Source organism: Dactylosporangium sp. CA-139114, assembly GCF_050955725.1.
Lineage (GTDB): Bacteria > Actinomycetota > Actinomycetes > Mycobacteriales > Micromonosporaceae > Dactylosporangium.
This window is the reverse complement of the sequence record NZ_CP192080.1, coordinates 4,186,232-4,202,802: the sequence shown is the minus strand read 5'-3', so window position 1 is coordinate 4,202,802 and position 16,571 is coordinate 4,186,232. Positions and strand designations below refer to the sequence as shown.

The 16,571-nt window shown below is 72.8% G+C and carries 16 protein-coding genes; 7 read left to right on the top strand and 9 right to left on the bottom strand.

Annotation, left to right across the window (positions count from 1 at the left end):
* Nucleotides 1–125 precede the first annotated feature (125 nt).
* Nucleotides 126–494: a VOC family protein gene (locus ACQP2P_RS19135; protein ID WP_433617803.1), complete on the bottom strand. Its 369-nt coding sequence runs from the start codon at nt 492–494 to the stop codon at nt 126–128.
* A gap of 91 nt (nt 495–585) precedes the next feature.
* On the opposite strand from ACQP2P_RS19135, the gene ACQP2P_RS19130 reads away from it, so the two are divergent.
* Nucleotides 586–1,551 (top strand): helix-turn-helix transcriptional regulator, encoded by a 966-nt coding sequence (locus ACQP2P_RS19130; protein WP_433617802.1) that lies wholly within the window; start codon nt 586–588, stop codon nt 1,549–1,551.
* On the opposite strand, the gene ACQP2P_RS19125 is transcribed toward ACQP2P_RS19130, so the two are convergent.
* Nucleotides 1,527–2,639 carry a sulfotransferase domain-containing protein gene (locus ACQP2P_RS19125; protein WP_433617800.1) on the bottom strand — a complete coding sequence of 371 codons (1,113 nt, stop codon included), beginning with the start codon at nt 2,637–2,639 and terminating at the stop codon, nt 1,527–1,529. The genes ACQP2P_RS19130 and ACQP2P_RS19125 overlap by 25 nt on opposite strands.
* 248 nt (nt 2,640–2,887) lie before the next feature.
* On the opposite strand from ACQP2P_RS19125, the gene ACQP2P_RS19120 reads away from it, so the two are divergent.
* Nucleotides 2,888–3,478, top strand: a complete 591-nt coding sequence (locus tag ACQP2P_RS19120; RefSeq protein WP_433617798.1) for a DinB family protein — start codon at nt 2,888–2,890, stop codon at nt 3,476–3,478.
* On the opposite strand, the gene ACQP2P_RS19115 is transcribed toward ACQP2P_RS19120, so the two are convergent.
* Genes ACQP2P_RS19115 through ACQP2P_RS19105 form a run of 3 tightly spaced genes read right to left on the bottom strand, consistent with a single transcriptional unit; the run spans nt 3,475 to nt 6,786 of the window.
* Nucleotides 3,475–4,071 (bottom strand): TetR/AcrR family transcriptional regulator, encoded by a 597-nt coding sequence (locus tag ACQP2P_RS19115; RefSeq protein WP_433617796.1) that lies wholly within the window; start codon nt 4,069–4,071, stop codon nt 3,475–3,477. The two genes, ACQP2P_RS19120 and ACQP2P_RS19115, sit on opposite strands and share 4 nt — an antisense overlap.
* 25 nt (nt 4,072–4,096) lie before the next feature.
* Nucleotides 4,097–6,238: a YhgE/Pip family protein gene (locus tag ACQP2P_RS19110; RefSeq protein WP_433617794.1), complete on the bottom strand. Its 2,142-nt coding sequence runs from the start codon at nt 6,236–6,238 to the stop codon at nt 4,097–4,099.
* A complete protein-coding gene (locus ACQP2P_RS19105; protein ID WP_433617792.1) occupies nt 6,235–6,786 on the bottom strand; it encodes an ATP-binding cassette domain-containing protein in 552 nt (183 codons plus the stop codon). The genes ACQP2P_RS19110 and ACQP2P_RS19105 overlap by 4 nt, the downstream gene beginning before the upstream one ends.
* Before the next feature lie 218 nt (nt 6,787–7,004).
* Between ACQP2P_RS19105 and ACQP2P_RS19100 the strand changes: the two genes are divergently transcribed.
* Nucleotides 7,005–7,430, top strand: a complete 426-nt coding sequence (locus tag ACQP2P_RS19100) for a Clp protease N-terminal domain-containing protein (protein ID WP_433617790.1) — start codon at nt 7,005–7,007, stop codon at nt 7,428–7,430.
* Nucleotides 7,431–7,511: 81 nt separating this feature from the next.
* Here the strand turns inward: ACQP2P_RS19100 and ACQP2P_RS19095 are convergent, their stop codons facing one another.
* A complete protein-coding gene (locus ACQP2P_RS19095; RefSeq protein WP_433617789.1) occupies nt 7,512–7,967 on the bottom strand; it encodes a hypothetical protein in 456 nt (151 codons plus the stop codon).
* Nucleotides 7,968–8,029: 62 nt separating this feature from the next.
* Between ACQP2P_RS19095 and ACQP2P_RS19090 the strand changes: the two genes are divergently transcribed.
* The 3 genes from ACQP2P_RS19090 (at nt 8,030) to ACQP2P_RS19080 (ending at nt 9,856) form a co-directional block, all read left to right on the top strand.
* A complete protein-coding gene (locus ACQP2P_RS19090) occupies nt 8,030–8,668 on the top strand; it encodes a LysR substrate-binding domain-containing protein (RefSeq protein WP_433617787.1) in 639 nt (212 codons plus the stop codon).
* 212 nt (nt 8,669–8,880) lie between these two features.
* The gene (locus ACQP2P_RS19085; protein WP_433617785.1) at nt 8,881–9,174 is read left to right on the top strand and encodes a hypothetical protein; all 294 of its coding nucleotides are present in this window, start codon (nt 8,881–8,883) and stop codon (nt 9,172–9,174) included.
* A 22-nt stretch (nt 9,175–9,196) separates the two neighbouring features.
* Nucleotides 9,197–9,856, top strand: a complete 660-nt coding sequence (locus ACQP2P_RS19080; protein ID WP_433617783.1) for a class I SAM-dependent methyltransferase — start codon at nt 9,197–9,199, stop codon at nt 9,854–9,856.
* Here ACQP2P_RS19080 and ACQP2P_RS19075 read toward each other — a convergent pair.
* A complete protein-coding gene (locus ACQP2P_RS19075) occupies nt 9,853–10,437 on the bottom strand; it encodes a DUF305 domain-containing protein (protein ID WP_433617781.1) in 585 nt (194 codons plus the stop codon). The genes ACQP2P_RS19080 and ACQP2P_RS19075 overlap by 4 nt on opposite strands.
* A gap of 656 nt (nt 10,438–11,093) precedes the next feature.
* Here ACQP2P_RS19075 and ACQP2P_RS19070 point away from each other — a divergent pair.
* Nucleotides 11,094–11,924, top strand: a complete 831-nt coding sequence (locus ACQP2P_RS19070; RefSeq protein WP_433617779.1) for a phosphotransferase family protein — start codon at nt 11,094–11,096, stop codon at nt 11,922–11,924.
* On the opposite strand, the gene ACQP2P_RS19065 is transcribed toward ACQP2P_RS19070, so the two are convergent.
* Complete coding sequence (locus ACQP2P_RS19065) at nt 11,884–12,885, bottom strand: LacI family DNA-binding transcriptional regulator (RefSeq protein WP_433617777.1); 1,002 nt, start codon at nt 12,883–12,885, stop codon at nt 11,884–11,886. The two genes, ACQP2P_RS19070 and ACQP2P_RS19065, sit on opposite strands and share 41 nt — an antisense overlap.
* A gap of 133 nt (nt 12,886–13,018) precedes the next feature.
* Nucleotides 13,019–16,492: a galactose-binding domain-containing protein gene (locus ACQP2P_RS19060; RefSeq protein ID WP_433617776.1), complete on the bottom strand. Its 3,474-nt coding sequence runs from the start codon at nt 16,490–16,492 to the stop codon at nt 13,019–13,021.
* Nucleotides 16,493–16,571: the final 79 nt, after the last annotated feature.

Sequence of the window (16,571 nt, the reverse complement as noted above, 5' to 3'; positions counted from 1 at the left end):
CACTGCCCTCTCTGCCGACGGCCCTCGACGCTCAGGAGGCCTCGCGGGGGCCACTCGTCGTCCTCTCGAAGTCAGACAACGGCAGGCGCGACACCTGACGTGCGCGCCTGCCGCATCGTGGCCTTTCAGTCCTTCGGTGCGACCCGGATGCGGTTCCCGTCGGGATCGGCTGCGAGGAAGGTCAGCCCGAACCCCGCATCATGAGGCTCGTGCAGGATCGTGACGCCCTTGGACTGCCACTGCTTGAAGATCGCGTTGATCTCGTCGGGTCGTCCACCGCCGATGGCCAGGCACACCTCACTGGTACGTGGGATGTCCGGTGACAGATCCGGGAACTGGCCGGACCACAGAGCGAGCTCAGCGCCTGGCCCAAGGCCGAAGGTGATGTATCCCGGAGTCTCGAACGAAGGACTGATGCCGAGGAGGTCGCCGTAGAAACGAGCCGCGGCGGGAGCGTCGTTCACATAGACGATGGACACGACGGATGTGGTCATGGTTGTTCCTTCTCACCGGTCGTAGGTACGCATCCACAGCCTGGCGGGAATATGCGCCGTATCGTGTCGCAATTCCTGGAAAACTTGGCGTGTGACCCCGGACCGCTTCTTCGCCCTGATGCTGCTCCTCGAATCGAGGGATGGCGCGACCACGCAGGAACTCGCCTCGGCGCTCGGGGTTTCCCTGCGAACCATCACCCGGGACCTGAACTGGCTGCGCGACGCCGGTCTGCCGGTGACCGCACACCGGGGCCGCCTCGGCGGCGTGACCATGCTGCCCGGGTCCGGGCTCGACCTCACACGACTCACGCCCGGCGAGCGTGACCATCTCGCACTCATCGGGCTGGATGAGCAGCAACGCGCGGAGCTCAACGCATCGGTCGAAAGCCGACGCGCGCTCGCCAAGATCGCCGCTACACAGTCACGTCGAGTTCATGAGCTCCTGCCGCTCAGTGACGTCGTGTACGTGGACAGCCGTCCCTGGCGCCAGACACGAGCTTCCGGCACGACTCCGGCTTCGCTGATCGGCTCAGTGCGGCGAGGTCGCCGGCTACTGATCGAGTACGACAGCCCGCGCGAGTCAGACCCACGCGACGTGGTCGTGGATCCCTACGGGCTGCTCGCCAAAGCCGGCACCTGGTACCTCGTCGCCGACTGTGCCCGAGTGCCACGGATGTACCGACTCGAGCGGATCGCGACGTGGAAGGAAGCCGACCAGCCACGACGGATCCGCGAGAACCAGACCCTGGCCACCGTCGCTGCCGCGCTCATCGAGCAGTGGGAACACAACCACGCGATAGAGGTCAGCGCCACCATCGACCAGACCCAGATCGAGCGAGCGCAACGGATCTTCGGCCTACGACTCGTCCGGGACGACCATGAAGAGTCCGCCACCGGCCACAAGGTAACCATTCGCTTCCTGCATCTGGAGGACGTACGAGCACTGCTGCCGTTCGGCAGTGCCATCACGGTGCACGGCCCCACCGAAGCCAGGGCTCACCTCCGCGACCTCGCCACCGACCTTGCCCACCACTATGCGCCGTCACCGACGTCCTGACCGGCAACACCTAGATGTCCTCCACGCGCGGTCGGCCGAATAGGAGGGCAAGGCTGCCCCGTTACCTGGCCGCTCGTCGTCGACGACGCTGCAGCAGCAGCGCACGCCAGAACCTGTCGGCAAGCTCGATCGGCCGGATCGCCGCCGCAACACGCTGGGACTTGACGGGGAACGTTCGTGCCGTTTTCAACCCAGTCAACGAAGTCGGTAGCGGCCAGCGACCGGATCAGAGTGTCGTAGGCGGCGAGATCCTCGTCGTCGAGGACGTCGCGCCACTGGCCGGCCTGGCCGGAGCGAAAGAAGGCACCTTCGCTGGTGAACAGCCCGAGCCGCTCGTCGGGAACCAGTTGGCCGGCCCTGGATCGCATCGAGGCGAAGGTGGCGGCCTCGATCAGCGCCGGCCACCGGGGTGGTGGCACCTCAATGCCCAGCCGGTCGGCGAGGCGCCGCATGTGCCCGGCCAGATCTTGAGAGAGATCGGCATGGTGCATGAGGATCACCGCCGGTTCGTTGCGGCGGTCCCATGCCTGGCCGAGGTGGTGGACCACGGTGCGCAGCGAGTCGAGGTTTTCTGTCGCCGTCCGCTGGTCGTGAATCCATTGCAGGACGCGTTCGCGCCTGCTCGCGGGGCGTTGCGGTGCGGCCGACGGGCCGATGGGTGCCTCCTCGCCGGAGGTGAGCAGGCGGTGGAGGAGTTGGTCGTCGAGGTTGTTCCGGTGGTGGTCCATCGACACGGCGACGTCGCGGGGATCGCGGCCGACCACGACATACGACACGCCGGGCAGCTGCGGCAGGCCGTCGAGCGGGGTGTGGGTCTTGATGAACCGGCGGTGCTGTTGCGCGTCCAGGGCCCGGGTGACGTCGGCGAGTGGTCGCAGGCGCATGTCGAGCCACGGCGACACGGTCGTCAGAGGGGCGGGCAGGTCTGTGCTCTGAAAGATCAGCAGAGCGCAGATCATCTGTACCCAGGTCGTGCCGCATTTCGACGGTGCGCTGATGACGATGTCGTCGGGCCGTAGCGAGAAGTGCTGCCATCGACTGCTGTCGGTCAGTCCACTGCGGTAGACGGCAGGCGCCGCGTTCACCATGGCATGACCCTACCGTCCGTAACCACCGCGGCGATGGGCGTCCGGCCCCGGCCCGGTGCCGCCGGGCAGGGTTGGGTTGAGCCGGAACGAGGCGGCGAACTTGCGCTGGTAGACCACCTTGGTGTCGGCGTCCCAGGGGGATGCACCAGCGTCCGCTCGGACCTCGCCGGGCAGGGACCCGGCCGAGGGCGAGGCACCGCGAAAGGTGCGGTCCGCACCGCTGAGGCCTGCAGTGGCATGCTGGCGGCGTGGTCGATGACGTCAAGACGCACCTGCGGCACTACCTGCGCATGAGCCGGGACAACCTGGTGTGGAAGCTCGACGGGCTGGGCGAGTACGACATCCGCCGGCCGATGGTGCCCACCGGAACCAATCTGCTGGGGCTGGTCAAGCACGTGGCGTCGGTCGAGGCCGGGTACTTCGGGGACACGTTCGGGCGGCCCTTTCCCGAGCCGATGCCGTGGCTCGCCGACGACGCCGAGGTCAACCTCGACATGTACGCCACCGCGGACGAGTCGCGCGAGGACATCGTCGGGCTGTACCGCCGCGTCCAGGCCCACGGCGATGCCACCATCGAGGCCCTCGACCTCGACGCGCCGGGCCGGGTGCCGTGGTGGAAGCCGGAGTCCGCGGACGTGACCCTGGGCCAGATCCTCATCCACGTCATCGCCGACATCGAACGCCACTGCGGGCACGCCGACATCCTGCGCGAGCGCATCGACGGCGCGGCCGGATGGCGGCCCGGCAAGGACAACCTCGCGTTCGCCACGGCCGAGGAGTTCCGGGCCTTCCACGACCGGATCGAGCGGGCGGCGCGGGAAGCCGCGGACCGGGGCTAGATGCCGACGCGGGCCCGGATGACCGCGACCAGGGAGTCCTGCACCGATTCCAGGGTGCGGTCGGGCTCGAAGACCAGCCAGTCCACGGCGACGACCAGGCACACGCCGAACAGGGCCGCCGCGGCCATGCGCACGTCCAGGTCCGCGTCGAACCAGCCCTCGTCGGCGCCGCGGCGCAGCACGTCGGCGATGACGTCCACGGCCTCGTCGCGCAGCAGGTGCAGGGTCTGGTGCCACTCGCGGTTGGTGCGCCACATCTCCGACAGCAGCAGCTGCGCGAACGAGCGGTGCCGCTGGATGTACGCCAGCTCCGCCCGGATCAGCCCCACCGCCTGCTCCGGCGGGGTCGCCGCGGCCGCCACGGCGGCCCGGAAGTCGGCGGTGAGCAGCCCGACCCCGTGGCGCAGCAGGGCCTCGAAGAGCGCGTTCTTCGAGGGGAAGTTGTAGTAGACGGTCCCCTTGGCGACCCCGGCCGCGACCGCGATGTCGTCGACCGTCGTGGCCGAGAAGCCGTGCTCGGCGATCAGCTCCATCGCGGCGTCGTAGAGGCGCTGCCTGGTGTCGTCGCGGCGGCGGGTGCGACCGTCGGGCACGGCTCGGGACTCCCTACATGACCAGCTACATGACCAGGTCCGGGTGGAGCTTCGACGGCGTGAGCCGGCGCCCGCGCCACGCGGCGAGCGTGGTGAGGGCGAACGCGGCGGCCGCGAATCCGGCCAGGACGAGCGCTCCGGTGACCACCGTACCGCCCGGGCCGCCGTTGACCAGGTGCCGCAGGCCCGACACCACGTAGGTCATCGGCAGGAACGGGTGCACCGCCTGCAGGAAGCCGGGCGTGGTCTCGATCGGGTAGGTGCCGCCGGACGAGGTCAGCTGGAGCATGAGGACCGCCAGGGCGACGAGCCGGCCCGCCGGGCCGAGCCGGGCGCCGAAGCACTGGATGAGCGCGGTGAACGCGACGGCGGTCAGGGCCAGGAAGGCGTACATGCCCAGCGGGTGCGCCGGGTGCAGGCCGAGCGCGAAGCGGACCACGAGGAACAGCGCGGTCGCCTGCACCACGCCGATGAGCAGCGCGGGCAACCAGCCGGCCAGCGCCGCGCGCCAGGGCTTCGCGCCGCAGACGAGGTGCCGGCGGGTGAGCGGGCGCAGCACCATGTAGCTGATCATGGCGCCGACCCAGAGGGCGAGGCCCAGGAAGTACGGCGCGAAGCCGGCCCCGTAGGTGCCCGCCGGGTGCTCGGTCTCGCGGTCGAGCGCGACCGGGTCGCCGAGCACGCCGGCGCGCTGGGCGCGGGTGTCGGGGTCGTACCCGGGGATCTTCCCGGCGCCGTCGGCGAGCCCGTCGGCCAGGCGGGTCGCCCCGTTGCCGAGGTCCGTGAGCCCGGCCGCGAGCCGGTGCCCGCCGTCGGAGAGGGTGCCGAGGCCGCTGTCGAGCTGGCGGGCGCCGGTGGAGAGCCGGAACAGGCCGCCGTTGAGGTCCTTGGCCCCGGTGACCGCCTGGCCGGTGCCGGTGTGCAGCCGCTCGGCCCCGCCGGCCAGCGCGTCGAGGCCGTCGGCGAGCCGGTCGACCTGGGCCCGGGCCGCGGCGACGTCGTCGGCGAGGTGCGGGGCGGCCTGGGCGACCTGGCGGGCCGTCTTCGCGACGGCGGTCATCTGCGTGCGCAGCTGGTCGAGGTCGCCGGTGTCGAGCCGGGTCTGCAGCTGCTGGGCGGCCTTCGCGGCGGCGTCGGCGGCCTGCAGCGCGTGCTGGTAGTCGGAGCTGTCCGTGATCTGCGGGTACCGCTGCCCCAGCCGCTGCAGGTCGGCCCTCGTCGCGGCGGTCTGCTGGGCGGCGGTCTTCGCGAGGCCGGGCAGGGCGTCGAGGTGCGCGACGATCTGCTCGGCCCCGTCGGCGATGGCCGTGGCCGCGTTCGCGATGAGCTCGGCGTTGTCGCGCAGCACCGGCCCCGCGGCGTCGGCGGCGGCGTCGACCTTCCCGGCGAGCAGCCGCCCGCCGGCCGCGGCCTGGGCGGTGCCGTCGGCGAGCTGGGCCGCGCCCGCATCCAGGGCGACGAGGCCGTCGTAGAGCTGCTTCGACCCGGCCGTGGCCCGGGCCAGCCCGCCGTCGAGCTCGCCGGCCCCGGCGTGGGCCTGGTCGAGGCCGTTGCTGAGGTCCCCGGCGCCGCTCTTCGCGTCGGCGGCCCCGCCGGCCAGCTGGGAGGCGCCGGCCGCGGCCTGCTGCGTCTGGCTCTTGAGGTCGGTGAAGCCGATGAGCATCCGGTCGAAGTAGCCGCGCGCGGCCGTGCTCGACGCGCCGGCCCGCACCTCGGTGAAGACGCTGCGGGACAGCTGCCCCGACAGGTAGTTGCCGGCGTCGTCGCTGACCACGGTGAGCTGCCCGCGGGTGGGGTCGCGCCGCGGGTCCGGCGGGGTGACGAGCGAGGCCGAGAAGTCCGCGGGGATGGTGAAGACGAGCTGGTACCGGCCGTCCTCGAGGCCCCGGCGGGCCTGCTCGGCGGTCGCGGGCTGCCAGCCGAACACGTCGCGGTGCTGCAGCTCGTCCGCGAGGTCCCGGCCGGCGTCGAGGGTGCTGCCGTCGGCGGCGCGGGCGGGCCGGTCGGCGTTGACGATGGCGACCGGGATGTGGCGCATGTTGCCGTAGGGGTCCCAGAAGGCCCAGAGGTACAGCGCGCCGTACAGCAGCGGAATGAGGGCCAGCACGACCAGCGCCGCGACGGTGATCGGGGCGCGGAGGAACCGGCGCAGCTCGAACAGGTTCATGCCGCGCGCTCCGTGACGACGACGGCCGCGCCGGTGTCCCGCAACGCTTCCAGCAGCATCTTCCGCTCCACTTCGCAGAGTCCTTGGTCGACGTCGTCGGCGAGGATGATCCCGGGCTCGCCGACCCGGGCGAGGGTCAGGCACAGCAGGTGGGCGCCCAGGCGGTCGAGGTCGCGCCCGAGAGTCCGGGGATCCAGCGGTACCCCCTCCAGCCGGTCGAGCGCCTGGCGCCGCCGCCGCCGGAGGTTCCACGACGCCCGGCCGAGCAGCACGAGCCGCTCCTCGACGTGCTCGGCGACGGTCAGGCCGGGCTCGGGCTCGTTGACCCCCGCGACGAACCCGAGCGCGGGCCGGGCGAGCCGGCGCACGGTGCCCTCGGTGGTCCGGAAGTACCCCGCCAGCGCGAGCAGCAGCGAGGTGCGCCCGCTGCCCGCGGCCCCGTCCAGGGTCACGAGCTCGTCCTCGCCGACGGTGAGATCGACGCCGCGGAACACCCATCCGCGCCGCGTGCGCGCCCCGAGCCCCTCGGCGACGAGTACGTCCGCCACGACAGCCTCCCCAACTTGTACTGACCAGTCAGTCTAAAAACATCCGGGCGGCTCGGCGCTATTCCTTGCGTCACTAACCCCAGTGGGGTTATATAGGGGGCATGACGATGGTGCGCATTGACGTGACCCTTCCCGACGACCTCGCCGAGGCCCTGGCACGATCCGGGCTCCCGGCCTCGGCCCTCTGTGCGCGCGCACTGGAGTAGGCGCTTCGCCGGGTGACCGCGCTGCGCTGCGGCGACGTGGAACTGCCGAACTGGACCGCCCGCGCCCGCACCGCCCTGCGGCTGGCGTCGCAGCGCACGGACGCGGCCGTGACGACCGCGGACCTGCTCCACGGCGTGCTGGCCGAGGGCGCGAACCTGGCCGTGCGCCTGCTGCCGCCCCTGGGCGACGCCCCCCTGGGGCCGGAGGACGCGCTGCCGCAGTGGTCGGGCCCGGCGGTGGCCGCCCTCGAGCTCGCCCACGCCGAGGCCGCCGGCCTGGGCCACAACTACGTGGGCTGCGAGCATCTGCTGCTGGGCCTGCTCGCGGAGCCGTCCGGCCGCGCGGGCGAGTTCCTGCGCGCCCGGGGCCTCGACCTGGCGAGCTTCCGGGCGGCGGTGGTGGCGGCGCTCGCGGGGTTCGCGCATGCCCGCGGCTAGCCCGTCCGCGGGCACACTGGTCTACCTGCTGCTGATCCTGCCGCTCCTGCTCGACCTCGCCCGGTGACGGGCGCGCCGGGCTCAGGGGCGCAGGAGGGGGCGGCTCACCAGGGCCGCCAGGGCGGCGATCGCCGCGGCGAAGCCCAGCAGGGCCACCGGCGCGCTCACGAGCTGGGTCAGGATGCCCAGGCCGAGGACCGGGACGGCCAGGCCGAGGTACGCGCCGAGGAACACACCCGCGAGCGCCTCGCCGCGCACCGGCGCCGGGGCCAGGCCGGCCACCGTCGAGATCGCGCCCCTGAGCAGCGCGCCCGCGCCGGCGCCGGCCAGGGCGCCGCCGAGCAGGAAGGCCGGCAGGGACTCGGCCCAGACGGCCGCGGTCACCGCGGCGAGGCCGAGGACGATCAGGGCCACGCCGGTCGCGAGCTGGCCGCGGATCGAGCGGCGGCGCAGCAGGACCTGGGCCACGGCGCCGGAGACCAGCGACGCCACGGCGCCGGCCGGGGCGCGGGACGGGTGGTGCAGCGTGCCGGCCACGAAGGCGGGCGCCAGGGACGTGAACAGCCGCGGGCCCGGCCGGCGCCCGGGCGGGCCTTGGCGTGCAGGCGGCGCGGGACGCCGTCGCCGAGGTCCGCGGCGGCCTGCGCGGCACGGCGCGCATCGGCACCCTGATCTCGGCCGGGTTCGTGGACCTGCCGGGGTGCTCGGCCGGTACCGCGCCGAGCACCCCGCCGTCGACCTGCGCCTGCGCGCCGCCCCGACCGGCCCGGCGGGCCTCGCGGCGAGCCTGCTGGACGGGGAGCCTGCCGGGCCGCGCCCCGGCCGGGCTGTCCGTGCGCACCCTGGCGGCCGAGCCGATCGTGGCGGTACTGCCCGCCGCCCACCCGCTCGCCGCACGCCCCCGCCTGACGCTCGCCGACCTCGCCGAGGAGCCCTTCGTCGACTCCCCGCCGGGGTACGGCGACCGCGCCGAGGTCGACCGCGGGTTCGCCGCCGCGGGGCTGCGCCGCCGGGTGGCGGTGGAGGTGACCGGCATCGCGACCGTGCGGCAGTCCGTGCGCGAGGGCCTGGGCGTGGCCCTGATCCCGCGCTTCCCGGCACCGGACGAGCCGGGCCTGGGCGCGGTGCCGATCGACGCCGAGCTGCGCTGGACCTTCGCGATCGCCACGGCGTCCGGCCGCCGCCCGAGCGCGGCGGTCCGGGCGCGGCTGGACCTGGTGGACGCGTACCGCATCTGAACCGGCCCACGCACCACCGCGCCGGATGCTCTACTGGAGGGTGGCCCCGCGTGCGCGCTCCCCGCCCGGCCGGGGCCGAATCCGTTCCGCGGAATCCACGGGGCCGGCTCAGGGCCGGACCTCGGGGACGATCCGGGGTTGCGCCCCGGATGCGGGCCGGCACGCCGTGTTCGTACGGTGTGAGCAGGGTGAACGTTCCAGGGAGGTGCGAGATGCCCGATGTGTTGGCGAACGCGCGTGCCGAGGCGCTGTTCGTCTCCAGCGTGCAGTCCTCGGAGTCGCCGGCGGCGGTCGAGGTGCGCAAGGCGGTTGCGGAGTCCTTCGCGCGGCTCGGCAGCCGCGGCTGCGCGGCGTGCGTGGCCGGCGAGTTCGGCGATCACCCCGAGGTCGCCGTGGCCCGGATGCGCTGGGCGATCGCGATGGTCAGCACGGTGTACCGCCCCACGCGCCGCCCGGTCTGCGGCCGCCCCCACCGCCCGCGCCCGACGACCGCGTGCACCGGGTGACAGCGGCGGCGACACTGATGGGGTGACGACCGACGGCGTGTTGCGGGTCAGGCGGGTCCGCGGGCGGCTCGCCCGCGAGGGTGCGACGTGGTCGGCCGGCAACGGGCTCGAGTTCGAGACCGTCAGCCTGCCCGAGGACGAATGCGACCGGCTTCGCGACCTGCTCGTCGCCGAGCGCGCGGCCTGCGTCGTGGAGATCGGGCTCGCCTACGCGAGCTCCGCGCTGGCGATCGGCGAGGCGCTGCTGACCGTCGGCGCGCCGGACGCGCGGCACGTCATCGTCGACCCGTTCCAGGACAGCGTGTGGTCCGGCGCCGGCTGGTCCCTGCTGTGCGACGCTGGGCTGGACGCGATCGCCCGCCTGGTGCCGGCCTGGTCCTCGATCGCCCTGCCGCGGCTGCTCACCGACGGCTTCGTCGCCGACGCGGCCTTCGTCGACGGCAGCCACCGCTTCCACGAGGTCTTCGTCGACGCCTACTTCCTGCGCAAGATCGTCCGGCCCGGCGGGCTGATCGTGCTCGACGACTACTGGGCCCCGCCGGTGCGCACCGCCGCCGCCTACTTCGAGCGCAACCTCGGCTGGACGGCGCTGCCCGATGCCATCGGCGGCGATCGCTGCCAGGCGTTCCGGCTGCCGGCGGAGGCGTACGAGCCCCCGTTCCGGCAGTTCGAACCGTTCTAGCCCTTCGGCAGCCGCGCGCTCGCGTCGCCGCGGGTCTTGGCGACCTGCTCGGCGAGGGTCTTCACCGCGGGGCTGGTGCCGTTGGCGAGCTCCGAGGTGGCGAGGTTGCGCAGCTGGTCGAGGTGCTCGCGGAGGGTGGCGACGGCCTGCTGCTCGAACTGCGGACCCGTGCCCGCGCGCAGCCGGGCCAGCAGGTCGGCGTCGACGAGGCCGGGCATCTTGTGGCCCGCGTGCGGGTTGTCCTTGGGCAGGCCGGCCTGGTCGGAGAGGGCCCGCAGGCGCGGGATCTCCTGGTCGTAGGTCCCGCGCAGCTCCCCCGCCAGGGCCACCAGCGCCGGGTCGGCGGCCTTGGTGCGGACCAGGTCCAGCACCGGCAGCAGCTGCTCGTCCATCGGGATCATGAGCTGGACCCAGGCGAGGTCGGTGCCCCCGAACTCCGAGGCAGCCGCGGAGACGGCCGGCGGCGGGGCGGTGCCCGGTCCCGGCTCGCCACCGCAGCCCGCGCCGAGCGCGAGCACGGTGAGCAGGCCGGCGGCGAGGCGGATGGGCGCGGTCGGCCGTGGCGGCGGTCGGCGTCGCATGAGGTGGGCGACCTCCTTGTCGAGGGCGCGGGCGGCGAGGCTGCGGCTGCGGCGTTGCCGGGCGCTGGTGGCGAGCCTGCGGTTACGGCGTTCCGGGGCGCCCAGAGCCCGCGACGGAACGCCGCAACCGCAAGGTCGGCGCGGGTGCGGCGTGGTGCCGCGCCCGGTGGCGGGGACCCCAACCCGGTCACCGCCACGACGGCTGCACGGACCGCCCGGCCCCGGGCCGGACGACGTCCCCCGCCGGCGCGCGCCGAGGTGCCCCGCCCGGGACACACCACGGACGCTCGGGCAGCCCCCGCCTGGATGACCGACCCGAACGACCGCGCTCGTGCGCACTCCGCCGGGCGACCCAGTCAGCCCCCGTCAGGCCCGCTGACCCGCTGCACTGGCCGCCCCGGACAGCACGCTCCACCGGCACCCGATCCGTTGGAGAGCGCTCTCCGTAGCACCCAGTCTCACCGCTTCCCCAGCCGGTGTCAACAGCGGAAAGGCCCATCGGACCGCGTCCTGGCGCACTCTTGGGAGAGCGCTCTCCCATCTCCGCCGTGCCGCCACCCAAGCGCGCAGCGCCCGGTTTTGCCGGCACGGCACGCGCGCATCGGCAGTGCGCGAAGAGGCCGGCCTCAATCCGGAACCGGATAGCATGCTGCGGCGTGGAGCATGACGTGCGCGGCGTGGTCCGCCGGCACCTGCCCGGCGTCGACGCCGGCCGGGTCGAGCCGCTCGGGCGGGGGCTCGACAACACCGCGTACCTCGTCGACGGGGCCTGGGTCGTCCGGTTCCCGTCCGGCCCGGACGCGCTCGACGTGGCCCGTGAGGCGCGGCTGCTCGCCGAGGTCGCCGACGTGCTGCGCGGGATCGTGGCCGTGCCCGAGCCGGCCTTCGCCGCCGAGGGGGCGCTCGGGTATGCGCTGCTGGGAGGGGTACCGCTGATGCTGCGACCGGCCGCGGACCTCGGCGGGGTCGCGGACACGCTCGGGGCGGCGCTGCGGGCCCTGCACGCGCAGCCGCCGGACCGGTTCGCGGGCCTGGTGCCCCGTGAAGCCGAGCCGCCGCAGGAGTGGCTGGCCGAGGCGCGGGAGCTCGCGGCCGGGCTCGAGCTGCCGGAGGCCGCGGCGTTCCTGGCGCACGACCCGCCGCCGGCCGCCGAGCGCCTGGTGTTCTCGCACAACGACCTCGGGGCCGAGCACGTGCTCGTGGACCCGGGGACGGGCGCGGTCACGGGGCTGATCGACTGGAGCGACGCCGCGATCTGCGATCCCGCCCGCGACTACGGGCTCCTGCTGCGTGACCTCGGGCCGGACGCCCCTGTCCCGCCGGCCGGGCTGCGGGAGCGCGCGTGGTTCCATGCGCGCTGCGGGCTCATCGAGGATCTCGCGTACGGCCTGTCGCGGCACGAGCGCCACTACGCCGACAAGAGCCGGCGGCAGGCCGCGTGGCTGTTCAGGCCGAGTGGCGAACCACCAGCTTCGGGTCGAAGATGACCGACTCGACGCGCAGCCCGGGGTCGTCGATGCGGGCCAGCACCAGGCGGGTCGTCTCGGCGGCCATGTCCTCCAGCGGGTGGCGGACCGTCGTGAGCTGCGGCCGCGCGTCCAGGGCGGCGCTGCTGTCGTCGAAGCCGACCACGGCCACGTCCTCGGGCACCCGGCGCTCGAGGCTGCGCAGGGCCATGAGCGCGCCCTGCGCCATGAGGTCGTTGGCCACGAAGACGCCGTCGACGGTGGGGTGCTGCCGCATCAGCTCCAGCAGCGAGGACTCCCCGGACTCGTAGGTGAACCCGCCCTCGACCGTCGGGAACCAGGCGTGGCCGTGGCGGGCGAGGGCCTGGCGGAAGCCGGTCAGGCGGTCCTGCGAGGCGGGCACGTGGGCCGGGCCGGTGATCATGCCGAGCCGGGTGCAGCCGCGGCCGAGGAGGTGCTCGGCGGCCAGGGCGCCGCCGGCGTCGTTGGCGAGGTCGACGTACGAGATCGGCACCGGCTGCGCGGGGCGCCCGACGAGCGCGGCCGCGATGCCCGCGTCGCACAGCTGCTGGGGCAGGGTGTCGTCCGGGTGCAGGCTCAGGACCACGGCGCCGTCGGCCTGGCCCTGGCCGAGGTCGCCGACGAGGCGCGTGCGGGCCTCCTCGTTGCCGACGATCTGCAGGGCCAGCTGGATGCCCTTGGGCCGCAGGACGCTCATCACGCCGCCGACGATGCGGCCGAAGAACGGGTCGGCGAAGAAGCGGCGCATGAACGGGTCGTCGTCGTGCGAGACGGCGTCGGAGACGACCAGGGCGACCGTGCCGCTGCGGCGGGTCACCAGCGAGCGGGCGGCGCGGTTGGGCACGTATCCGGTCGCGCCGACGGCCTGCCAGACGATCTCGTGCAGCTTCGGGTCGACGTTGCGCACGCCGTTGATGACCCGCGAGACGGTGGCCCGCGAAACGCCTGCGGCCTCGGCCACATCTTCCAGAGTCGGTCGCCGTTTCTCGGTCACGCGCCTTTATAGCACGCCATACGGAAAGCGCTCTCCAGGCAATCTGCCCAGAGAGCGCTTTCACGGCATTCCAGTCACACAACTACGACCGGTCACACAACTACGAGCGGTACACCCCGAACTCCCACAGCGAGTAGCCGTAGGTCGTCGCCCGGGTCTGGCCGTTGATCCGCACGTACCGGGCGTTACCGTTGACGTTGACGTCGTCGAACCCGCCGTCGCCGGCCGTGGTCGAGTAGATCGTCGTCCAGGTGGCATTGTCGTCCGACGTCTGGATCTGGTAGCCCTTCGCGTACGCGTCCTCCCAGGCCAGGAAGACCTTGTTGAAGGTCTGCTTGGAGCCGAGGTCGACGGTGATCCAGGCGGTGTCGAGCCACTCGCTGGCCCAGCGGGTGCCGTAGTTGCCGTCCACCGCGTAGGAGGGCAGCTGCGGGCCGTTGGTGCCGGTCGGCTGGTAGCTCGAGGCCGTCGCCGTCTTGTTCAGGGCGAGGTTCGTGCCCGGGATGCTGGGCGCGACCACCTTGAACGAGCGGGTCTCGATGCCGACGTTGCCCTGGCCGTCGAAGGCGTACACGTAGATCTTCCAGACGCCCAGCTTCTCCGGCGCGGTGACCGTGAACGTGGAACCGTTCTGCGTGAAGTTCACGTTCCGGAAGCCGGTGCCGCCGGTGATGTACTTGTCGCTGGCCATCAGGTTGTAGCGGATCGTGTCGCCGTTGGGGTCGCTCGCCGCCACGTTCACCGTGAACTGGCTGCCCGCCGGCACCGCCGTCTGGTTGGACACCGTCATCGCGGTGATCTGCGGCGCGGTGTTGGCCAGCGGGCTGCCGGTGTAGGCCTGCTTCAGCGCCCCGTACCCGAGCCGGCGCCAGCCGCCGGGGTACGTGTTGAGCCAGACGCCGCCGAAGTCGTTCTCGAGGCCGTAGTGGAACTCGGTCACGCCGAGGGCCACGCCCGGGTGCGACTTGATGGCGTTCCAGCTGGCCGTGTAGCCGTCGCGCTTCTGCAGGTCGGTCGGCTCGTTCGGCACCCCGTTGACGTCGTTGGGCACCTCCCACTCGCCGGACGGCCCGCCCTCGGTGACGATGTACGGCTTGGTGTACCCGCCGTTGATCCAGTCCTGCTTGACGTTGCCGATGGCCCCGTAGGAGTTCACGGCCAGCAGGTCCAGGTGCGGCGAGTTGGCCTTGTAGTACGGCCAGGCGCCGGTGTACGCGTCGGTCGAGGTGACCGGGTGGTTCGGGTCGGCCGCGTGGATGGCCACGGCGAGCTCGTCGACGAACTTGGCGTACGCCACCCGCCGCGCCTCGACGTCGGCCGCGGACAGCCCGTGGTCCTGCATCGTGAGGATGACCTCGTTGCCGACGTCCCACATGAGCACGCCCGGGTTGTTCTTCAGCGCGTTGACCCGGTTGACGATCTCGGTCTTGGTGTTGTTCTTGTACGCGGTGTCGTTGACGTAGTCGGCGCCCTGGTTGAGCCAGTGCCCGACGACGACCTTGAGGCCCTGCTGCGCGGCCCGGTTGAGCAGCTCCGGGGTCTGCGCGTCGTCCACGCCCCAGGTGCGGATCGTGTTGACGCCCAGGTTCTTCAGGTCGCGCATGTAGCCGTCGGCGGCGCCCTGCGGCGGGCCGTAGGTGAGGCCCTTGACCTCCCACGGCTGCCCGTTGACCTGCAGCTGCCAGTTGCCCTGGCTGCCGGTCACCTTGACCACGCTCGGGCCGGCCGGCGTCGCCGGGTCGGTCATCGCGGCCGGGGCCGTGCCCGTCGCCTTCGACACCGTCACCGAGTCGACGGACAGGATGCCGCCGGAGGTGGTGTTCGGCGTCGGGGTGGTGAAGCCGGCGACCGCGTTGGGCAGCGAGCCGCCGATGGACAGGTCGAAGCGCAGGTAGAACCCGTGGTGCACGGCGTTGTTCCACGCCGTCACGCCGACCTGGCTCTCCCGCACGACCCAGGACTGCTTGCCGTCGAGGTAGAAGCGGATCTCCTCGTCGGTCTTCGTGCGGTCGATGACCTGGGTGTACTCGTGGTAGCCGGTCTGGCAGCCGACGCACGAGGCCAGGCCCGAGGAGCGGCCGTTGTACTCGCCGCAGACGCCGTCCGGCGCGGTGCCGCAGTGCAGGGTCTGCGAGAGCTGGCTGCGGCCGTTGACGTCGGTCATGATGTCGGTCTCGCCGACGCCGGGCCAGTTGTTGTAGTTGCCGCGGTACGCCGCGCCGGTCGCGCGGAAGCCCGGCCAGTAGCCGGCGGCGTTGGCCACATCGGGCTGCTTGACCAGCGCGGTGAACTTCACCTGCTCGCCCGGGGCGGCCTGGAAGTCGGTGCGCTGGGTCTCCAGGCGGCCGGAGGTCCAGTTGCCGGCCCCGTCGCGGATCGCCTTGATGTTGAGCTTGCCGGCGCCGTCGAGGTACACGTTGGCCGTGCTGTTGCTGGCCGTCTCGACCTCACCGGTGCCCCAGTTGGCGGCTCCGCCCGGGAACTGCGTGCCGGTGCGCATGAGCCAGTTCGCCGCGGACGGCGACGTGTTCGCCGCGCCGTCGAACGTGTCCTGCCAGACCGTGGTCCAGCCGGGCTCCTGGGTCGGCGGGGTCGACGGGGACGTCGAGGGGGTCGGCGACGTGGTGGTCGTGCCGCCGCCGGCGAACACCTTGAACTCCCACAGCGAGTAGCCGTAGCCGCCGGGGCGGGCGGTGCCGTACATGCGGATGTAGCGCCCGGAGCCGCTCACCGGGATCGTCTGCGTGCCGCCGGTGCCGGTGCTGGTGGAGTAGATGTCCGTCCACGCCGTGCCGTTGGCCGAGGTCTGCAGCTGGAAGGTCTTGCCGTAGGCGGACTCCCACTGCAGGACCACCTGGCAGATCGACTGGGTCGAGCCGAGGTCGACCTGGATCCACTGCGGGTCGCTGAACTGGCTGCTCCAGCGGGTGCCGGCGTCGCCGTCGACCGCGTACTGCGGGCCGTTGCCCGCACCCTCCGAGGACGAGGCCGTGGCCGTCTTGCCCTGCGCCACGTTGGTCGTCGTGTTGCAGGCGCCGCCGGTCGGGTTCGTGGTGCCGCCGATGGTGCCGTAGACCTGGAACTCGTACAGCGAGTACCCGTAGCCGGATCCGCGGACCGTGCCGTACATGCGCACGTAGCGTCCGGTGCCGGTGACGTCGAGCGTCTGCTGGCCGCCGGTGCCGGTGGTGGTGCTGTAGATGTTCGTCCAGTTCTGGTCGTCGGCCGAGGTCTGGATCTGGAAGGCCTTGCCGTAGGCGCCCTCCCAGCTCAGCTTGACCTGGCTGATCGTCGCGGTCGCACCGAGGTCGATGCGGATCCACTGCGGGTCGCTCCACTGGCTGCTCCAGCGGGTGCCCGCGTTGCCGTCGTTGACGTAGCTGGCGGCGACATCGGCGGCCTGCTCCGAGGAGGCCGTGACGGGCTTGCCTTGCGAGATCAGGCCGTCGGCGGCGCGCGCGAACGGCGCGACCACGACGGCGACGGCGGCGACGACGGCGAGCACCAGGGCGATGCGCCATCGCGAGGTCAGGAGTTTCCGCCAGGCGGGGGCGGACGTGTGCGCCGGATGCACGAGGGGGCTCCTTGCGGGGTGTGTGGAGGGCGCGGCGGCGGTTTGGAGAGCGCTCTCCGATTGCTCGCAGTGTTGTCCG